Raw genomic sequence first — 16,521 nt, 5'->3', positions numbered from 1 at the left:
CTTGAATCATAAAAAAACGCGGCCAAGGCCGCGTTTTTTTATGTCAGTCGCGCCACTACACGCTCGGAGGATCGGTTTCTCGCTGCGGATGGCGGTGTTGCGCAACGCCCTTGAGGAACTTCTCTATCGCATTGGCAGTGCTTTCCGGTGGCCCGGCGATGATGCCGGTATCGGGTTTTCCATCGGGCAAGGCACTTGGAATACCGGCTTTTTCCATCAGCGCCGCTGAAGCGCCCAGTACCAGAATCGTCTTGCCATGCCGGTACTGGTCCTTGATGAACTCCATCGTGTGACCGTCCATCGCCAGTGCATCCACACCCGCTTGGCCATCAGGAAGAACCAGCGCATCGAACAGGAAACCGGGTTCATTTTCAAGCGAAGCATCCGCCTGCAAAACCTCACCGTCCACCGCCGCCACAGAACCGATATGGGGCGCCACCAAGCGCGCCACAGCGCCTTCGGCCAGTAACGCAGACTGCACCTGCGCCATGGACTTTGCCACCACACCCCGCGCGATCAGCAAGGCAATCTTCCTCCCCCTGATGCTGCCATCACCCGGTCGCGCCATGAGCGACAACATCGGTGAAACGGTTACCTCGGGTGCTGCAGGCTGCGCCAAAGCCAGCGGCATGGCGTCCGGCATGTGTTCCATGCCCAAGCCCGCCGCCACTTTTTCTGCCAGCTCTTCCGACGCATTGCGCAGCATCGACACAGTGCGCTGACGAATCGCCGGCACCGTGACCTTGCTCAACTCGAAGCGAAAAGCAGCAGCAATGTGCGCCTTTTCAGACAAGGTCTGGCTTTCATAGAACAGCGTGGCCTGGGTGTAGTGGTCAGCAAATTTCTCAGGCTTGCCGCGCACCATGCCTTCAGGCTGCAGAGACTCGGCCCGTCTTGCCATGGTCACAAAGCCCTGGGCCGCACCCGCCTGAAACGGACAGCCGCCTGCCAGCGAGTTGGGTTCATAAGAAACCCGTCCGCGAGGAATTGCCTGCCGATGAATGCCATCGCGCTGGTTGTTGTAAATCGGAGCGATCGGGGCGTTGATCGGGATTTCGTGAAAGTTCGGACCGCCCAGACGCGACAACTGGGTGTCCACATACGAATGGTGGCGTCCTGTCAAAAGCGGATCGTTCGTGAAATCAATGCCTGGAATAATATTTTGCGTTCCGAAAGCCACTTGTTCCGTTTCGGCAAAGAAATTGTCCGGGTTGCGGTTCAACACCATGCGCCCGACTGTCTTGAGCGGGACCAGTTCTTCCGGAACAATCTTTGTGGCATCAAGGATGTCGAAGCTGAATTGCTCGGCTTGTTCTTCCGTGAAAATTTGCACTGCCAGTTCCCATTCCGGATAGGCACCCGACTCGATACGCTCCCACAGGTCGCGGCGATGGAAGTCAGGATCGGCGCCCGAAATCTTGACGGCCTCGTCCCACACCAGCGAATGCGTGCCAGCCTTTGGATTCCAATGAAATTTGACATAGACCGCTTCGCCAGCGTCGTTGACAAAACGAAAGGTATGAACGCCGAAACCCTGCATCGTGGCAAAGCTGCGCGGAATGGCGCGATCCGACATCTGCCACATCAGCATGTGCGTCGATTCAGGCATCAGCGACACGAAATCCCAGAAGGTGTCGTGGGCGCTGGCAGCCTGCGGGATCTGGTTGTGCGGCTCGGGCTTCACGGCATGTACCAGATCGGGGAACTTGATCGCATCCTGAATGAAGAACACCGGCATGTTGTTACCCACAATGTCCCAGTTGCCCTCGTCTGTGTATAACTTGACGGCAAACCCGCGCACATCGCGGGCCGTGTCCTTGGAGCCGCGCTCGCCAGCGACGGTAGAAAAGCGCACGAACACCGGTGTGACCTTGCCGGCTTCCTTGAAAGGCGCGGCCTTGGTGTATTGCGTCAGCGGTTCGTAGCATTCGAAATAGCCATGGGCGCCGGAACCGCGCGCATGCACGATGCGTTCTGGAATGCGTTCGTGGTCGAAATGCGTCATCTTCTCGCGAAAGATGAAATCTTCGAGCAATACCGGGCCACGCAGGCCGAGTTTCAGCGAATTCTGGTTATCCGAAATACGCGTGCCCATGTTGGTGGTCAGCATCTGTCCCGACGCATCCACGCGAACCCGGTCCAGCGGCTCAATGGCAGCATTCACGCCTTCGGGCACGACGCTTCCGGTCTTGTCACTGCTGTTGTGCTCAGACAACGTGCTGCCTGTAGGCAACCTGGACTCGGGCTTTACGGTGGCGCCCTGCTGTGGCGCGATGGCATTGGCAAATCCGTGTTCAGCGGATTTTCTCGAATTGAAAGGCATGGCAGCGACCAAAGTTTCGGTCTGAACCATTTTTTCAACCTGCGTGTCACCACCTGAGTCAGGGTTTAGCTTGGCAGGGCCACTGTCGGTATTACGGGCAGAGGCCTTGGCGGAAGTGTCACTGGCAGAAGAATTTTTTCCGGTATTTTTTCGGCCATCGGCCGGTGGGCTGGTTTTAGGCATGAATATTGGGGGTGAGCCGGCGAGATTGCCAACAAAAACAATACCCAAGCGATTCAAACCCTTTTGTAGGACGTGGCCGTTTGCCCAAGCAAGCATTTTATGAACCGTGAAAATGGCCATGTAACCTGCAAGCAACTTTCTGGCTGATCTCCTGCGAAAGCTGACAAACCAGGACGGGGCGCGATTCAGTCCGGGACGCCTTCAATAAATGCAGTGAGGCCAAAGTTACTTCAAAAAACTCAAAACTGTCAGCAGACCCATCAACACGGGCTGGTGAAGCAGGTAGTAGCTCAGGCTCCACCGCCCTAGTGTGGCCAACGCGCTAATGGCACGAGGGGCTGGGGTGGAATGCGCAACCAGCCACTGTGGCCGCGCGCGCAGCATCCAGTTCCCCGCCGCCATGCCCAGCCACACCACGCCAAGCCAGGGAACCAGGGGAACATAGTCTTCGGTGACAGGCTTGCGGCTGATCAACCCCAACCAGTTCAGCGTTTTGTCATTCAGGAAATCAAGAGCGGGCCACAGGGCATGTGCGCCACTGGCCATGAACTTCAGGGCGATGGCCGCACTGCCCAGCAGCCACAACCACCGACCCCAGCCTGCCGTCAGCCGCACGAGCACCAGCATGACAGCCATGCCATGCAACACGCCAAAATAAATAAAGCTTTCTGGATACATGGCGTAGGAGCCAGCGCTGACCAGCAGAGCAGCACCGGCCACCTGAAACCATCGCAGCCAAAAGCGCGCCCACGTCTGGTGCTGATCAAAAGCCACCGACTGACCCAAGCCAGCCGTGAACAGAAACAGCGTCACGATCGCTGTGCGTTGCCATGTCCAGAATGGATTCGAGTAAAAATTCTCTTGCAGATAACCAAAATGGTTCAGGTCAAAACACAAGTGATAGGCCGTCATCCAGAGGATGGCCAGGCCGCGCAGGGCGTCGAGATAGTCGAATCGGCGAAAAAGCATGTCTCCGAGTGTACGCACAGGTATTTCTTTGTGACTCGCCTGGTCGGCCGCATAGCTATCTCACCGCCTGCAGAAGCCAAATTCAGCAACATTGTTCGCATTGGTTTGTCATTTCGGCGTGGTCGACACGGCCAGGGTGGGCAGAACGCGGTAACAGCGTCTCCCCCCGCAAACTTCTTTTTGGTCAGCGACATGGACGCCAGGCGCAAAGCCAGGGCATTCATCGTCGCCAGGGTTGTGTGTTCTGGCCATCAGGCCATTAGGATCGACATTAAAAACAGCAGGTACAGCCATAATTCGTGGCATGCACCTGCCGCCTGAAATCACCCCCTGCCAGCATGCAGGCCATGAGGCCTTGCAACTGGCCACACGCCACGGCACCGCCATCATTGCGCTCCACGGCGCGCACCTGCTGTCGTGGGTACCCACCGGTCAACGCGAGATTTTCTGGTTGTCCCCGGACTCGCCGCCCGAGCCTGCAGCAATTCGTGGCGGCGTGCCGGTGTGCTGGCCGTGGTTTGCCAAGCAAGGCATGCCAGAAGACGCGTTGCAGCATGGGCCCGCGCGACGGGTTGCATGGCAAGTCAGCGAAGTGCATGCCAGCGGCGACGATGGAGTCAGTTTGAGCCTGCAACCTTGTGCCGATGCCCGCCTTGCCGACCTGGCGCCCCACCTGCAGGTCAGCCTGCAGATCACGCTCGGCCAAACGCTGAGCCAGTCGCTGCACACCCGCAACTTCGGCACGCGGACGTTTCGACTGACGCAAGCGCTGCACAGTTACTTTGCTGTCAGCAGTGCGGCGAAGATCGGCATCGAAGGCCTGGACGGCCTGCCCTACCGGGACAAACTGCGCGGCATGGAAGCCGCTGTCCAGCAAGCGCCGTTTGCCCTTGATCAGGCTTGCGACCGCATTTACCATGCAGCGCCGGACACCGTCAGCGCCTACACCGGCCGCTGCACACTGACCGACGCGGGCTGGCAACGCCGCATCCTCATGCAAACGCATGGCAGCCGGTCGGTGGTGGTGTGGAACCCCGGCAGCGAAGGCGCGCGCCAGATGACCGACGTGCCCGACGATGGCTGGCAGGATTATTTCTGCATCGAGGCCGCCAATGCCGGACCCGATGTCATTGCCCTGGCACCGGGCGCCGAGCACTGGCTGGGACAAACCTTGAGCATCGAATAAGCCTTTTGCGCATGACTGGCGAATACAAGCTGCTATATATTCGATAGCAGCTTGTATAATTGTCAAAGCCGCCTGATCAACCGACCCACTGGCGGGCGTTGTGCCACAGCTGCATCCAGGGGCTGGCGGCGCTCTTGTCCAGATTGGTCCAGCTCATCTGCACATTGCGAAACACCCGCTCGGGGTGCGGCATCATCGCGGTGAAGCGGCCGTCTGATGTGGTGACGGCCGTCAAGCCGCCGGTGCTGCCGTTCGGATTGGCCGGATAGGCTTCGGTTGGCTGGCCATGGTTGTCCGTGAAGCGCATGGCCGCGATCGCCTTGCCGGCGTCGCCCCGGTGCGCAAAGTTGGCGTAGCCTTCGCCGTGCGCCACGGCAATCGGCAGACGCATGCCCGCCATGCCGGCGAAGAACAGGCTGGGCGATTCCAGCACCTCGACCATCGACAGCCGCGCCTCGAAACGCTCGCTGCGGTTGGTGGTGAAGCGCGGCCAGGCCTCGGCGCCGGGAATGATGTCGGCCAGTTCGGCAAACATCTGGCAGCCGTTGCACACACCCAGGCCAAAAGTGTCGTTGCGGCCAAAGAAACTGCTGAACTGCTCGGCCAGCAGCGGATTGAAGGTGATAGAACGCGCCCAGCCGATGCCTGCGCCCAGCGTGTCGCCGTAGCTAAAACCCCCGCATGCGACGACGCCGGAAAAATTGGCCAACCGGGCGCGGCCGGTCTGCAGGTCGGTCATGTGCACGTCGATGGCATCAAAACCGGCTTGCGTGAAGGCATAAGCCATTTCCACATGCGAGTTAACGCCTTGTTCGCGCAAGACCGCCACTTTCGGGCGCGACAGCATCAGCGCCGGGGCATGAATGCCGTCGCGCATGGCGGGCGGCAGGAAAACATGCAAGCCCGGGTCCGCCAGATCACCGGCTGCCGCATGTTCCCTGTCCGCGCCGGCCGGGTTGTCACGCTGCTGGCAAATCTTCCAGCTCACGGCGTCCCAGACCTGGTGCAGGTCCTGAAGCTTGGCCTTGAACACTGCCTTGGTGTCGCGCCAGACATGCACTTCACCCTTGCCGACGTCAAGGGATGCATGCGCCGGCCGGGTCTTGCCGACGAAATGGCTGAATTTGGACAGTCCGTGCGTGCGCAGTGTCTGCATCACGTCATTGCGCACGGACGTTGCCACCTGAATCACCACACCCAGTTCTTCGTTGAACAGCGCCTTGAGCGTCAGCTCGTCACGGCGACCGCTGACCTGCGACGCCCAGTTCTTGCTGTCGCCCATTTCCATGCGGCTGTCGCTGATGCCGTCGCCCTCGACCAGCAGCATGTCAATGTTCAGCGACACGCCGACATGGCCGGCAAAGGCCATTTCGCAGGCGGCGGCGAACAGGCCGCCGTCACTGCGGTCGTGGTAAGCCAGGATCTGGCGCTGCGCGCGCAGTTCATTGATGGCATTGACCAGATTCACCAGGTCTTGCGGGTCGTCCAGGTCGGGGACTTCGCCGTCTTCAATATTGAGCGTTTGCGCCAGGATGGAGCCACCCATGCGGCGCTGGCCCTTGCCCAGGTCGATCAGGATCAAGGTCGTGTCGGCTTCCACCGTGTTCAGCTCAGGCGTGAGCGTGCCGCGCACATCGGCCAGCGTGGCAAAGGCGCTGACGATCAGCGACACCGGCGAGATGACCTTTTTCGCCGCGCCATCGCCCTCGTCTTTCCAGACGGTGCGCATCGACAGCGAATCCTTGCCGACCGGAATCGACACGCCCAGCGCCGGGCACAGTTCCATGCCAACGGCCTTGACGGTCTCGTACAGCGCAGCGTCCTGGCCCGGCTCGCCGCAGGCAGCCATCCAGTTGGCCGACAGCTTGACGCGCGCCAGCTCGATCGGCGCAGCCAGCAGGTTCGTGATGGCTTCGGCCACGGCCATGCGGCCGGACGCGGCGGCCCCACCCGAGCCCATGGCGGCCAGCGGCGTGCGCTCGCCCATGCTCATGGCCTCGCCGCCAAAGCCCTGGTAATCGGCCAGCGTCACCGCGCAATCGGCCACCGGCACCTGCCACGGGCCGACCATCTGGTCGCGGTGTGTCATGCCGCCCACGGTGCGGTCGCCAATGGTGATCAAGAAACGCTTGGACGCCACGGTGGGGTGGATCAGCACGTCAATGCAGCTTTTTTGCAGGTCAACGCCGGTCAGGTCAATCGGCTTGATCTTGCGCGCCACGGTAGTTACGTCGCGGTGCATCTTGGGGGGTTTTCCCAGCAAGACATTCATGGGCATATGAACTGGAATCCCCACGCTCCCCACTGCGTGTGGTTCGCTGCCCCCCGAGGGGGTCGCTGCGCCTGCAGTCCGGCTAAGCCGGTTCTGCGACCCCGGCTGATTTGGAAGGCCAGTACTTACTTCGTCTGTGACGATCAACTCCCTTACTTCCGTCGCCACGCCAATCACCGCAAACGGGCAGCGTTCGCGCTCGCAAAACGCCTCGAATTGCGCCAGCGACTCGGGTGCAATCGCCATCACATAGCGTTCCTGGCTCTCGTTGCTCCAGATTTCCTTGGGCGACAAGCCGCTTTCTTCGAGCTTGACGGCGCGCAGGTCAAAGCGCGCCCCGCGCCCGGCGTCGTTCACCAGTTCGGGAAAGGCGTTGGACAAGCCGCCCGCGCCGACATCGTGAATCGCCAGGATCGGATTGCTAAGGCCCAGCTGGGCGCACTGGTTGATGACTTCCTGCGCGCGGCGCTCGATTTCCGGGTTGCCGCGCTGCACCGAATCAAAGTCGAGCTGTGCCGCGTTGGCGCCCGACGCCATCGAACTGGCGGCGCTTCCGCCCATGCCGATGCGCATGCCGGGGCCGCCCAGCTGAATCAGGAGCGTGCCGGCCGGAAACAAAATCTTGTGCGTCAGCTCGGCATCAATCGTGCCGACGCCGCCGGCAATCATGATCGGCTTGTGGTAACCCCAGCGCTGGCCGCCGACGGTCTGCTCGTACTCGCGGAAGTAGCCATTCAGGTTGGGCCGGCCAAACTCGTTGTTGAACGCCGCGCCGCCCAGCGGGCCTTCCGTCATGATTTGCAGCGGGCTGGCGATGTGGCCGGGCTTGCCGTAATCGCCGTCAAACAGTTTTGAAACCGTGAAGCCTGTCAAACCGGCTTTCGGTTTGGAGCCGCGCCCGGTCGCGCCTTCGTCGCGGATTTCACCGCCTGCGCCGGTCGATGCGCCGGGAAACGGGGAAATCGCCGTTGGATGGTTATGGGTTTCCACCTTCATCAGCACATGCGTCAGCACATCGTCCATGACGCTATAACTTTGATAGCTGCTTGCGCCCGTCACACCTGCGCCAGAGGCCGATTTTGCATAAAATCGCTGGATTTTCGCACCTTCCATGACCGAAGCGTTGTCTGAATAGGCCACCACCGTGTGCTGCGGGTTGAGCTTCTCGGTGTTGCGGATCATGCCGAACAGGCTTTTGTCCTGGAGCGCACCATCAATCGTGAAATCGGCGTTGAAAATCTTGTGCCGGCAATGCTCGCTGTTGGCCTGCGCAAACATCATCAGCTCGACATCGGTCGGGTTGCGCTGCAACTGGGTAAAGGCCTGGACCAAATAGCCAATCTCGTCTTCAGCCAGTGCCAGGCCGAACTCGCTGTTGGCCTGCTGCAGCGCGGCTTTTCCGCCCTGCAGTACGTCAATGGTCTGCAACGGCGCACCCTGCAGCTCGGTGAACAAGCCCGCTTCTGCGTGGGCACGGTCGGCAACCACGCTTTCCGTCATGCGGTCGTGAAGCAACGCGGCGACCTGATCGTGCTGGGATTCCGTCAGTGCCGATTTGCTGAAAAAGCCGGATTTCAGGCTCAGCCGGTATTCGGTGATGCGCTCGATACGCCGCACGTCCAAGCCGCAGTTGTGCGCGATGTCAGTGGCTTTCGACGCCCACGGCGACACCGTGCCGAAGCGCGGAGACACGATGAACAACACGTTGTCGGCGGCATTTGCGGCGGGCTGTGCGCACGGTTCGCCGTAGCTGAGCAAGGCCGCCAGCCGGTTTTTCAGGTCCGGCGAAGGAGTCGCTTCGGTGGCGACCAGATGCACAAACCGGGCGCTGATGCCGACGATCTTGTCGTGGATGGCTTGCAGCCGGGGCAGAAGTTGCTGGACGCGAAAATCGCTCAGGGCGCTGATGCCGTGGGCGTCGCCCTCAAAAGTCGTCAGGTGCAGGGTCACGGTACGGGTGGCCTTTTGGATAAAAGTGGTGGAGGGCAGCCAGCAAGCTGTTTTTGTCGAATATGAAGCCTTTTGCTGGAAATAACTTCCCGGCAAAAGGCCAGAATCTGCGCAGTTCGCGTCAAACGGCAATTTTATCAGCGCACCGGCCGCGCTTTGATGCACCGTCAAAAGCCTTGCTGCCCGTTGAAAAGCACGCAACAGACGCCAGTGGGATAATTCCTCCATGAGTATTACTTACAAAGATGCAGCCGGTATCGAAGGCGTGCGCGTGGCGGGCAGACTGGCCGGCGAGTTGCTGGACTATCTGACCCCTTTCATCAAGCCCGGTGTGACGACCAACGAAATCAACCAGCTGGCGCACGACTACATGGTCGACGTGCAAGGAACTGTCCCGGCCACGCTCGGCTATGGCCCGCCCAGCTATCCGCCCTACCCCAAGTCGCTGTGCACCTCGATCAATCATCAGGTGTGCCATGGCGTTCCGAACGACAAGCCGCTGAAAAAGGGCGACATCGTCAATGTGGACGTCACTGGCATCAAGGACGGCTGGCACGGCGACAGCAGCCGCATGTTCCTGATCGGCGAATGCTCGATTGCCGCCAAGCGCCTGTGCCAGGTCACCTACGACGCCATGTGGAAGGGCATCATGTGCGTGCGTCCCGGCGCCCACTTGGGCGACATCGGCCACGCCATCCAGACGTTTGCCGAAAAGCAGGGTTACTCGGTCGTGCGCGAGTTCTGCGGCCACGGCATCGGCACCAAGTTCCATGAAGACCCGCAGGTGCTGCATTACGGCCGCCCGGGCACGCTTGACGAACTCAAGCCCGGCATGGTGTTCACCATCGAGCCGATGATCAACATCGGCAAGCGCGACATCAAGGATGGTCCGGAAAAAGACGGCTGGAGCATCGTGACGCGCGACCATTCGCTGTCGGCGCAATGGGAACACATGGTGCTGGTCACCGAGACCGGTTACGAAGTGCTGACGCTGTCGGCCGGCAGCCCGCCAATTCCGGATTTCGTGCCGCAGCTGTCGCGCGAAACAACCGCCGCCTGATCCCGGCCTCCCTGACGGGACTGCCTTCTTCGATTCTTTCAAGGTCAGGCCCCGCCATCATGACTGAACTGGCTCCCTTTCGTGAACAATACAGTGTTGGCAAGGCGGTTGTTCTGGCCGCGCTGGCGGGCAGCGGTGCCTCGACCCGGGGCATCCATGGACTGCTGCAAAAGCTGAGCCAGCTGACCGACACCACCCTGCGGCGCCTGTGGCAACAAGCCGAATTTCCGCGGGATGCCTGCCTGATCGCGGTCGGCGGTTTTGGCCGGGGCGAATTGTTTCCGCATTCCGATGTCGATGTACTTCTGCTGCTGCCCGACGACGCGATCGATGTTGAAAATAACCCGGCGCTCAAGGCGAAGGTCGAAGACTTTATCAGCAGCTGCTGGGACTGCGGGCTGCAGATTGGCTCCAGTGTTCGCACGGCGGCCCACTGCGTCGAGGAAGCGGCCAAGGACGTCACCGTGCAGACCTCGCTGCTTGAAATGCGTCTGGTGACTGGCGGGGCCGATTGCTACCAGCGCCTGCAGGCGCAGCTTGACGCAATTCTTGACCCCAAGGCGTTTTTTATCGCCAAGACGCTGGAAATGCGCCAGCGCCACAACAAGTTTGACAACACACCCTACGCGCTGGAGCCCAATTGCAAGGAATCGCCCGGCGGGCTGCGCGACCTGCAGGTGGTGCTGTGGGTGGCCCGCGCTGCAGGCCTGGGGAAATCCTGGGACGAGCTGGCCAGAAACGGGCTGATCTCAAGCTTTGAAGTCCGGCAGATCAAGGCCAACGAGGCCTTGCTGAGCCTGATACGGGCGCGTCTGCACATCATTGCCCGTCGGCGCGAAGACCGCCTGGTGTTTGACCTGCAGACAACAGTGGCCGAATCTTTCGGCTATCACACACAGCCTGGCAACCGAAGCGAACGCCTGCCTGCACTGGATGCGGCTCAGGTGGCCCTGCCGCTGGACAGGGCCGTGTCACCCCGGGGCGGACGGGCGGCCAGACGCCCGCCGGCGCGCCCCAGCGAAGCGCTGATGCGCCGCTATTACTGGACGGCCAAGGCGGTCACCCAGCTGAACCAGATATTGCTGCTCAATATCGAGGAGCATCTCAGCCCCTGCAACTATCCGCTGCGCCCGCTCAATGCGCGCTTTCTGGACAAGGCCGGCATGCTCGAAGTGGCCAGTGACGACCTTTACCTGCGGGAGCCTCACGCCATCCTGGAAACCTTCCTGCTGTTCGAAACCCATGTCGGCATCCGGGGCTTGTCGGCACGCACCTTGCGCGCGCTCTACAACGCCCGCGGCATGATGAATGCGAAATTTCGCACCGACCCGGTGAACCGGGCGACTTTCCTGCGCATCCTGCAGCAGGGCCAAGGCATCACCCACGCCATGCGGCTGATGAACCAGACCTCGGTGCTGGGCCGTTATCTGTGGGTGTTTCGGGGCATCGTCGGGCAGATGCAGCACGACCTGTTCCACGTCTACACCGTCGACCAGCACATCCTGATGGTGCTGCGCAACATGCGGCGTTTTTTCATGGCCGAGCATTCGCATGAATACCCGATGTGCTCGCAACTGGCCGCAGGCTGGGACAAGCCGTGGATTCTGTACATCGCCGCGCTGTTCCACGACATTGCCAAGGGGCGCGGCGGCGACCACTCCGAGCTGGGCCGCAAGGATGTGCGCACTTTCTGCCGTCAGCACGGCATTGCCGCCGAGGACACCCGGCTGATCGAGTTCCTGGTGGGCGAACACCTGAGCATGAGCCGCACGGCCCAGAAGGAGGACCTGAGCAACCCGGAGGTCATCGCCACATTTGCCAAGCGGGTCGGAAACGAACGCTACCTGACCGCCCTCTACCTGCTCACGGTGGCCGATATTCGCGGTACCAGTCCGAAAGTATGGAATGCCTGGAAGGGCAAGCTGCTGGAAGACCTGTATCGCTACACACTGCGCGTGCTGGGCGGACGCGCGCCCGATGCCGCCGCCGAGATCGAGGCCCGCAAGCGCGGCGCACTGACGCTTTTGGCACTGCACGCCGAGCCCTTCCAGGCCTACAAGGCGCTCTGGGACACGCTGGACGTGAGCTATTTCATGCGCCACGAAGCCGCCGACATTGCCTGGCATGCCCGGCACCTGTCGCGCCACATCGGCAAGGCCGTGGTGACAGTGCGCGTGCGCCAGTCGGCAACCGGCGAAGGCATGCAGGTGCTGGTCTACACGCCCGATGCGCCAGACCTGTTCGTGCGCATCTGCGGCTTCTTTGACAAATCCGACTTCAGCATCCTGGACGCCAAGGTGCACACCACCAACAACGGCTTTGCCCTGGACACATTCCAGGTCACCAGCGAGCTGCTGGAAGAGCACTACCGCGAACTGGCCACCATGGTGGAGGTGAACCTGGGCCGCATTCTGGAAGAAAAAGGCCCGCTGCCGCCACCCAGCAAAGGCCGGGTGTCGCGCCGCGTCAAAAGCTTTCCGGTGACCCCACGCGTCGATTTGCGGCCGGATGAAAAAGCCCAGCGGTGGTTACTCAGCGTGTCGGCCAGCGACCGGGTCGGCTTGCTTTACCTGATTGCACGCGTGCTGGCCAATCACCACATCAACGTCAAGCTGGCCAAGGTGACAACGCTGGGCGAACGGGTCGAAGACACTTTTTTGATCGACGGACCTGAACTGCAGCACAACAAAGCGCAGATTGCGATTGAAACCGAGTTGCTCAAGGCCTTGAGCGAATAAGATTCAGCACGCATCTTTGTCGTATCTTGACAAAGATGCCGCAAAATCTGAAAAAGTTTGTTGATCTAGCCGGATAGCTGATAAATTACCATCATTGCCGCTCTCATTGAGAACGGCATGCATCAATCGGCGCTTAGCCTGCTTGATGCCGGAAGAGTCTGTGGTACGGCTAACGCAGTACCCGGCGCCGAAGGAGCAACCACCCCGGAAACTCTCAGGCCAAAGGACCGGCATCACTATTGATCTCTGAAGAGTTGCCGCAGGCTACGTCATGCGGTGCACCGAAGGAGCAAACCAGCCCTGCCACAAGCGAAGGCCGGTGAATCTCTCAGGTCCAGAACAGAGGGGGTGTCCGCAGCACATTTGCGCGCGGGCTCAACCCCTTGACGTTGCTGGAGACTTTCATGAAAAAAATCGCAGTCATTGGTGGTGGCATCACCGGCGTGACCACAGCCTACGCACTGGCCAAGCGCGGCTTTTCTGTCACTTTGTTCGAAAAGCACCGTTATGCCGCCATGGAAACCTCGTTTGCCAATGGCGGCCAGCTTTCCGCGTCCAACGCAGAGGTGTGGAACCACTGGTCAACGCTGCTCAAGGGCCTGAAGTGGATGCTCAAGAGCGATGCCCCGCTGCTGGTCAGTCCCAAACCCAGCTGGCACAAAATATCGTGGTTTGCCGAGTTCATTGCAAACATTCCCAACTATCGAAGCAACACCATAGAAACCACGCGCCTGGCCATCGCGGCGCGCAAGCATCTGCTGGGCTGGGCCGAACAGGAGGGCATAGACTTTGACCTGAAAAAAGAAGGCATTCTTCACATTTACCGCGACAAGGCCAGCTTTGACCACGCAGGCAAGGTTTCCAAGTTGCTGGCCGAAGGCGGTCTGCCACGCCGCGCCGTCACCCCTGAAGAGATGCGCGTCCTCGAGCCGACGCTGGCCGGCAAGTATTACGGCGGCTATTTCACCGAAAGCGACTCGACCGGCGATATCCACCGCTTCACCAAGGGCCTGGCCGAAGCCGCCGTACGACTGGGTGTGACATGCCTCTATGACCAAGACGTAAAAAGCGTGACGGCAGACGCAACCCAGGCCTGCGTGACGGTGGGTCATGGCGCCCAGGAAACCCGCGCGGTCTTTGACGGCGTGGTGGTCTGTGCCGGCACCGCCAGCCGCGCGCTGGCTGCCTCGCTGGGCGACCGCGTGAACATCTACCCGGTCAAGGGCTATTCCATCACCGTCAACCTGCAAGACGCGCAAAGTCAGGCGGCAGCCCCCGTGGTCAGTTTGCTGGACGATGAAACCAAGCTGGTCACCAGCCGCCTGGGCCTTGACCGTTTCCGGGTGGCCGGCACAGCCGAGTTCAACGGATACAACCGTGACATTCGTGCCGACCGCATCAAGCCCCTGGTGGACTGGGTGCAGCGCTGCTTTCCCGGCATCAACACCCAGAGCGTCATACCTTGGGCGGGTTTGCGGCCCATGATGCCCAACATGCTGCCACGCGTTGGCCGTGGGCGCTCGCCCTGCGTTTTTTACAATACCGGACACGGTCACCTCGGCTGGACGCTGTCAGCCATCACCGCCGAGATGGTGGGTGATGTGGTGAGCGAAGCCTTCAAACCAACGAGCTTGCTGCAAGGCAACCCTGTCGCGGCCTGAAAACTCAAGGCCCATGCGCCAGCTGACATTTGGCGCTGACGGCTTGCCTGGGTGCGGCAGCGATTCACTGGCATTGCCAGCCGCCCTCAAAACCACGAGACCTTGCCGTGACAGGCAAGGTTGTTCATCAATAACCGCCATGGGCGGGTGCTTTCGTTCGCCTCAATAACTACTATATGGAGACAAAATCTTGGAAACCCTGACATCGATCGTCACAGCGATCAACAACTTCGTCTGGGGACCGCCCATGCTGGTGCTGGTTCTTGGCACTGGCCTTTTTCTTCAACTCCGGCTCAAGCTGATGCCGATTTTGCGCATCGTCACCGGGTTTCGCATGGTCTGGAAAGGCCGCAAGCCCGAGTCGGGCGCCAAAGGCGAAATCACCCCTTACGCCGCCTTGATGACCGCGCTGGCCGCGACTGTAGGAACAGGCAACATTGCGGGCGTTGCCACAGCCATTGCCATTGGCGGGCCGGGCGCGCTATTCTGGATGTGGATGACGGCGCTGGTCGGCATGGCCACCAAGTACGCCGAGGTGTTGCTGTCGGTGCACTTTCGTGAAACCAATGCCCATGGTGAACACATGGGCGGGCCCATGTTTGCCATCAAGAACGGCTTGGGTCAACGCTGGGCCTGGCTGGGTGCTGCCTTTGCCCTGTTTGGCGGTCTGGCCGGTTTTGGCATTGGCAACATGGTGCAGTCCAACAGCATTGCTGCCGTACTAACCGCCAGCTTTGGCATCTCGCCCTGGGTGTCGGGCGTGGTGTTGATGGTACTGACGGGCTTTGTGCTGCTGGGAGGGGTCAAGCGCATTGGCGCGGTGGCTGAAAAACTGGTACCGGCCATGTGCATCGGCTACGTCGTTGCCTCGCTGATTGTGCTGGGCATGTACGCCGACCAGATTCCGGCAGCCTTTGCATTGATCTTCAAGTACGCCTTCACGCCCTTGTCGGCTACTGGCGGCTTTGCGGGCGCCACCATCATGCTGGCCATGCGCTATGGCGTGGCGCGCGGCATTTTCTCCAATGAAGCCGGATTGGGAACGGCCGGCATCGCGCAGGCCGCTGGCCAGACCAAAAGCGCCGCCGAATCCGGCCTCGTCGGCATGATGGGCACCTTTATCGACACCATTGTTGTCTGCACGATGACCGGCCTGGTGCTCATCATCACCGGGGCCTGGAACAGCGGACTGACCGGGGCCGAGTTGACATCGAGTGCTTTTGCCACGGCCTTTCCGGGTTTTGGCCAATACCTGCTGGCCATTGCGTTGGCAGTGTTTGCCTTCACCACCATTCTGGGCTGGGCCTATTACGGTGAAAAATGCTGGGCTTACTTGTTCGGCAGCAAGGTCGAAGTGCCTTACCGCGTGTTGTGGACGCTGTTTGTGATGGTAGGCGCGGTCACGCACCTGGACTTTGTCTGGCTGCTGGCCGACACCCTGAACGCTTTCATGGCTTTTCCCAACCTGGTGTCACTGGTGCTGCTCTCGCCGGTGGTGAGCAAGGTCACCAACGACTACTTTGCAGACAAAACCAACGCGGGAACATTGCGCTAAAAAGATCTCGGGGCCCATAAGGACAACCGGCACAGGACGCGGCTGGATTAGTCGTCGTCGGACGCGTCCTGGCCGGGAAACAGCACCTCCGTGTAGCCAAACTGGCTCAGGTCCCGAATGCGCATAGGGTACAGCTTGCCGATCAGGTGGTCGCATTCATGCTGCACCACGCGCGCATGAAAGCCGTCCACTGTGCGGTCAATGGGGTCTCCATACTGGTCGAAGCCGGTATAGCGGATATGCGAGAAACGGGGCACCATGCCGCGCAGGCCAGGCACCGACAGACAGCCTTCCCAGTCGCTCTCTTCCTCCACGCCCAGCGGCATGATGACCGGATTGACCAGCACGGTACGCGGCACGACCGGCGCATCGGGGTAGCGCGGGTTCAGCTGGTCGCTGCCAAAAATCACCACCTGCAGGTTTTCACCGATCTGTGGCGCGGCCAGGCCAGCACCATTCACCGACTGCATGGTGTAGAACATGTCAGAGATCAGCAGATGCAGCGCATCAGTGTCGAAGGCTGCCACGGGTTGGGCAATGCGCAAAAGCCGCGCATCGCCCATTTTGAGAATTTCACGAATGGTCATGCAAGCAAGCATAGCGGCTGGCGGCACATTGCGCCCA

The 16,521-nt window shown here is 60.6% G+C and carries 9 protein-coding genes and 1 riboswitch; of the genes, 5 read left to right on the top strand and 4 right to left on the bottom strand.

Features of this window, described 5'->3' with window-relative positions; genetic code table 11:
- Positions 1-55: 55 nt before the first annotated feature.
- Entirely contained in the window at positions 56-2,506 is a 2,451-nt protein-coding gene (locus tag H4V98_RS10325) for a catalase (protein WP_280757488.1), read from the bottom strand.
- A gap of 225 nt (positions 2,507-2,731) precedes the next feature.
- Positions 2,732-3,475: a heparan-alpha-glucosaminide N-acetyltransferase gene (locus H4V98_RS10320; RefSeq protein WP_196863936.1), complete on the bottom strand. Its 744-nt coding sequence runs from the start codon at positions 3,473-3,475 to the stop codon at positions 2,732-2,734.
- Positions 3,476-3,779: 304 nt separating this feature from the next.
- On the opposite strand from H4V98_RS10320, the gene H4V98_RS10315 reads away from it, so the two are divergent.
- The gene (locus H4V98_RS10315; protein ID WP_196863903.1) at positions 3,780-4,661 is read left to right on the top strand and encodes a D-hexose-6-phosphate mutarotase; all 882 of its coding nucleotides are present in this window, start codon (positions 3,780-3,782) and stop codon (positions 4,659-4,661) included.
- A gap of 76 nt (positions 4,662-4,737) precedes the next feature.
- Here the strand turns inward: H4V98_RS10315 and purL are convergent, their stop codons facing one another.
- Positions 4,738-8,883, bottom strand: a complete 4,146-nt coding sequence (gene purL, locus H4V98_RS10310) for a phosphoribosylformylglycinamidine synthase (RefSeq protein WP_280757487.1) — start codon at positions 8,881-8,883, stop codon at positions 4,738-4,740.
- Between the two features lie 226 nt (positions 8,884-9,109).
- Here purL and map point away from each other — a divergent pair, with 226 nt between their 5' ends.
- From map to H4V98_RS10290, 4 genes are all read left to right on the top strand, one after another.
- Positions 9,110-9,943, top strand: coding sequence for a type I methionyl aminopeptidase (map, locus tag H4V98_RS10305; protein WP_196863901.1), 834 nt, complete (start codon positions 9,110-9,112; stop codon positions 9,941-9,943).
- A gap of 59 nt (positions 9,944-10,002) precedes the next feature.
- On the top strand, positions 10,003-12,681 hold the full coding sequence (locus tag H4V98_RS10300; RefSeq protein WP_196863900.1) for a [protein-PII] uridylyltransferase: 2,679 nt from the start codon (positions 10,003-10,005) through the stop codon (positions 12,679-12,681).
- Between the two features lie 139 nt (positions 12,682-12,820).
- Positions 12,821-12,921: riboswitch (glycine riboswitch) on the top strand.
- A gap of 164 nt (positions 12,922-13,085) precedes the next feature.
- Entirely contained in the window at positions 13,086-14,342 is a 1,257-nt protein-coding gene (locus H4V98_RS10295) for a D-amino acid dehydrogenase (RefSeq protein ID WP_196863899.1), read from the top strand.
- A gap of 190 nt (positions 14,343-14,532) precedes the next feature.
- Positions 14,533-15,897, top strand: a complete 1,365-nt coding sequence (locus H4V98_RS10290; RefSeq protein ID WP_231374774.1) for a sodium:alanine symporter family protein — start codon at positions 14,533-14,535, stop codon at positions 15,895-15,897.
- A gap of 47 nt (positions 15,898-15,944) precedes the next feature.
- Here the strand turns inward: H4V98_RS10290 and def are convergent, their stop codons facing one another.
- Positions 15,945-16,484, bottom strand: coding sequence for a peptide deformylase (gene def / locus H4V98_RS10285; protein ID WP_196863898.1), 540 nt, complete (start codon positions 16,482-16,484; stop codon positions 15,945-15,947).
- Positions 16,485-16,521: the final 37 nt, after the last annotated feature.

This window comes from Polaromonas sp. CG_23.6 (genome assembly GCF_029892315.1).
Classification (GTDB): Bacteria; Pseudomonadota; Gammaproteobacteria; order Burkholderiales; family Burkholderiaceae_C; genus Polaromonas.
The sequence above is the reverse complement of the archived record's forward strand: the minus strand, read 5'-3'. Positions and strand labels throughout refer to the sequence as shown.

Bases quoted from the DNA above. Each gene is read 5' to 3' on its own strand.
- H4V98_RS10325 (WP_280757488.1), bottom strand. From the start codon at position 2,506: ATGCCTAAAACCAGCCCACCGGCCGATGGCCGAAAAAATACCGGAAAA.
- H4V98_RS10320 (WP_196863936.1), bottom strand. From the start codon at position 3,475: ATGCTTTTTCGCCGATTCGACTATCTCGACGCCCTGCGCGGCCTGGCC.
- H4V98_RS10315 (WP_196863903.1), top strand. From the start codon at position 3,780: ATGCACCTGCCGCCTGAAATCACCCCCTGCCAGCATGCAGGCCATGAG.
- map (WP_196863901.1), top strand. From the start codon at position 9,110: ATGAGTATTACTTACAAAGATGCAGCCGGTATCGAAGGCGTGCGCGTG.
- H4V98_RS10300 (WP_196863900.1), top strand. From the start codon at position 10,003: ATGACTGAACTGGCTCCCTTTCGTGAACAATACAGTGTTGGCAAGGCG.
- H4V98_RS10295 (WP_196863899.1), top strand. From the start codon at position 13,086: ATGAAAAAAATCGCAGTCATTGGTGGTGGCATCACCGGCGTGACCACA.
- def (WP_196863898.1), bottom strand. From the start codon at position 16,484: ATGACCATTCGTGAAATTCTCAAAATGGGCGATGCGCGGCTTTTGCGC.